Source organism: Treponema sp. (assembly GCF_017430385.1).
In the GTDB taxonomy this organism is placed as follows: Bacteria; Spirochaetota; Spirochaetia; order Treponematales; family Treponemataceae; genus Treponema_D.
Genome location: NZ_JAFRNB010000094.1, coordinates 1 through 3,706 on the forward strand (window position 1 = coordinate 1; position 3,706 = coordinate 3,706).

The following is a 3,706-nucleotide window of genomic DNA, read 5'->3' on the forward strand; positions in this document are numbered from 1 at the left end:
GGTTTGGAATGATATGCTTGTTGCCCTGGTATTCCTCAGCGGTGCCCGCGGCGGTGTCGGACAGAATCTTGAAGTTGTAACCGTTCGCCTTATGAATATGGCTGGAACCCGTGGAACTGACTGGCATCTTCTTACAGCCGGCGCCTTCGTTTCTTTGATTCTGCCGCTTTGTGTATTCCTTGGATTGCAGAAATTCTTTGTACGCGGACTTCTTGCAGGTTCGGTAAAAGGTTAATAAGACACAATAAAGGTTTAATATGTATAACACTCAACTTGAACAAAATATGGCAAACCTTACAGAGCTGCTTTTCAGCCTGTACGGTAAGCGATGGGATTTTTACCAGATTATGAATCGTCTGGAAAAAATCATGTCAGATGCAAATAAGGCCCGCGAAAAAAGCCTGGTCAAACTTGATGATGAGGCAATAAAGGCGGCCCAGAGCGGAAAAGATTTCTGGTATCAGAGCGAAAAAACAGTAGGTATGATGCTCTATGTTGATCTCTTTGCCGGAAATTTGCGCGCACTTGTAGAAAAAATTCCTTATTTTGAAGAGCTGGGTGTTAATTACGTTCACCTTATGCCGCTTTTTGACTGCCCTAAGGGAGAAAATGACGGCGGTTATGCAATCTCTTCTTACCGTAAAGTTCAGCCTCGCCTTGGAACAATTGAAGATTTGAAATTCGTAGCAGATGAATTCCACAAAAAAGGAATCCGTCTGGTACTCGATTTTGTCTTCAATCACACAAGTGATGAGCATGAATGGGCTCTTAAGGCAAAAAAAGGCGACAAAAAGTACATGAATTATTATTACATGTACAAAGACACGGCTGAGGTTGACGACTGGAACCGCAATTTACGCGAGATTTTCCCGACCGTGCGCCGAGGCTCTTTCACTTATCTGGAAAAACAGGATATCTGGGTGTGGACAACCTTCAATTCCTTCCAGTGGGATTTGAACTATTCTAACCCGGAAGTTTTCCTTGCCATGTGCGAGGAAATGCTGAGTATTGCTAACCTTGGTGTAGATGTACTTCGTCTTGATGCTCTTGCCTTTGTATGGAAGGAAAAGGGTACTGTTTGCGAAAGCCTTCCAAAGGCCCACACGCTGATTAAGGCTTTCCAGTATGTAGCACGAATTGCCTGTCCTTCTCTTGTTTTCAAAAGCGAGGCGATTGTTCATCCGGACCAGGTTGTTCAGTATATTCACAAGGATGAATGCGCCATCAGCTATAATCCGCTGCAGATGGCTCTTTTGTGGTCAACGGTTGCTACCCGCGACACACGTTTATTAAATCTTTCTCTTAAAAAACGCTGGTATATTCCGGGCGATTGTACCTGGGTAAATTATATCCGCTGTCATGATGATATCGGCTGGACCTTCAGTGATGAAGATGCTGCTAGTCTTGGCATTAACGGCTTTACCCACCGCCAGTTCCTTAACCGCTTCTTTACAGGCCGCTTTGAAGGAACCTTTAGTGCCGGTGAGCCTTTCCAGCTGAACCCGACAACTGGTGACTGCCGAATCTGCGGAACTATGGCCAGCCTTGCGGGTTTGGAACAGGCTCAGACTCTAAAAAACGATTTACTTGAAAAAATGGCTCTTGCCCGAATTAAAATGATGTACGCTGTTGTTTTTGCATTGCCGGGCATTCCGCTTTTGTACGCAAATGATGAAAAGGCTGTATTCAATGATTATTCTTACCGCGAGCGTGACGAACAGAAAGATGATTCGCGCTGGGTTCACCGCCTTAAAACTGACTGGAAGGGAAAATTGATTCCGGCTCAGAAGGAAGTTTTTGATTTTGTAAAGAAGGCAATTAAGCTTCGTAAGGCAGAAAAAATGCTGGGCGGCACAGAAATCACTTTCTATGACACTCAGGATTCTGCTGTTTTTGCTTTCCGCCGGGGAACAATTCACGTAGTAGCTAACTTCAGCGAGCGGCCGGCCGCCTTCAAAATCGGCGCCTGGTCAAAAGAAAGCACAGACCTTCTTACCGGCCAGAAATACGAAAACTTCTATGCTCAGCAGCTAGGCCCATACGAAGTCCGCTGGCTAAGCGAAAATTTGTAGAGGAAATATGATTTTTAAGACAGATAAATTTGGAAAAGACAGCGTTCAGCGTAACGAAACTCTTTTTACGCTGGGCAACGGCAATATTGGTATGCGCGGCGACACAGAAGAAAAAGCCGGCACCTTCCATAAAGGAACTTACATAAACGGATTTTTTGATAAGGAAAGTATTCTTTACGGCGAAACTGCCTACGGCTATGCAAAAAATCACGAAACAATTTTGAATCTTCCTGATGCAAAAAGAATTGAAATGCGGGTAAACGGCGCTCCTTTTGCAATCGATGGAAGCAGTGGAAAATGCACATCGAATACGTTGACCACAGATCTGGAAAAAGGTCTTCTTACCCGCGAATGTGACTGGGAAAAGGGCAATGATAAAATCCACCTGCACAGCGAGCGTCTTGTTTCTTTTAAGCATGAAAACTGCGCCGCAATCCGTTATTGCGTAAAAAATACAGGAAATGCGGCGCTTGAAATTGAAATTGCCAGCGCCGTAGATATTTCTGCGGGAAATATTCTTGCGGAAGATGACCCAAGAATCGGGGCTAAATTCCGCCACAAACCGCTGGAAATTCTTTCAAAAAATGTAGAAATTTGCGGAAAGCCTTGTGAAAATGCAAAAATCACTTTTGATGCAAAAACCGCAAAATCGGGACTTTTTTTGAGCGGAAATGTGCAGAATTTGGCAAAAATCGAAGAAATTTCGCAAAAATTCGTTAAAAATGAAGGATTTTTATTTGAAAATGACCAAATTCCTTACGTTTTTACAAAGGCTGTTTTACAGCCCGGAAAAGAAATAATTCTTGAAAAATACATAACTTACTGCTGGCAGAGCGAATCTGACGGTGGCGATATAAAAGCACTTGCAAATCAGGCAGAAAAAGAATGCTGGGCATTTGCGGCCAGCGGTTTTGATGCAGCCGTAACAGAACAGAAAGACTTCCTTTCTGATTTCTGGAATGTTGCAAAAATCAAAATTGACGGGGACGAAAAGAGCGAAGAAGCCCTGCATTTCAGTCTTTTCCACCTTTTGCAGTCAGCCTGCCGTACAGGTAAGGCGGCCATCGGTGCTAAGGGTCTTACCAGCGAAGGCTATGAAGGCCACTTCTTCTGGGATACAGAAAGCTACGTCTGCCCGGTTTTCACTTATACAGCGCCTCAGGTTGCAAAAAAGCTTCTTGAATACCGCGGCCGTATTTTGCCAAAGGCAGAAGAGCGTGCGGCAGAGCTGAACCTTAAAGGTGCCCTCTACCCATGGCGCACAATCGACGGTGAAGAAACCAGCGCCTACTACCCGGCAGGAACTGCCCAGTATCACATTAATGCGGACATCATTGTTGCCCTCAACCGCTTTTTGAATGCTCACGGAGATGATCAGGGCTTTGACCAGGCGGCAGTAGAAAAAATGTGTGCTCAGACAGCCCGCATGTGGGAAAGCCTTGGCGACTTTATTCCTCACAAGGGAAATAAATTCTGCATCAACGATGTAACAGGCCCGGACGAATACACAGCAATCGTAAACAATAACGCTTTTACAAACTTTATGGCGCGGGAAAATCTTGAGATTTCTGTGGTACGTTCAGGCAAGCAGGCCAGCGAGGCTGAAAAAGCAGGCTGGAAAAATATTGCGGAAA

2 protein-coding genes and 1 pseudogene are annotated in these 3,706 nt (G+C 44.8%); all 3 read left to right on the forward strand.

All coding sequences use genetic code 11. The features are described from left to right. Positions 1-235, forward strand: a pseudogene (locus IJJ71_RS06435) (carbohydrate ABC transporter permease); the annotation flags it as partial. A gap of 49 nt (positions 236-284) precedes the next feature. Beyond that, entirely contained in the window at positions 285-2,072 is a 1,788-nt protein-coding gene (locus IJJ71_RS06440; RefSeq protein WP_296846009.1) for an amylosucrase, read from the forward strand. A gap of 7 nt (positions 2,073-2,079) precedes the next feature. Then, the coding region (locus IJJ71_RS06445; RefSeq protein WP_486389617.1) for a glycoside hydrolase family 65 protein at positions 2,080-3,706 on the forward strand (1,627 nt) is incomplete at its 3' end.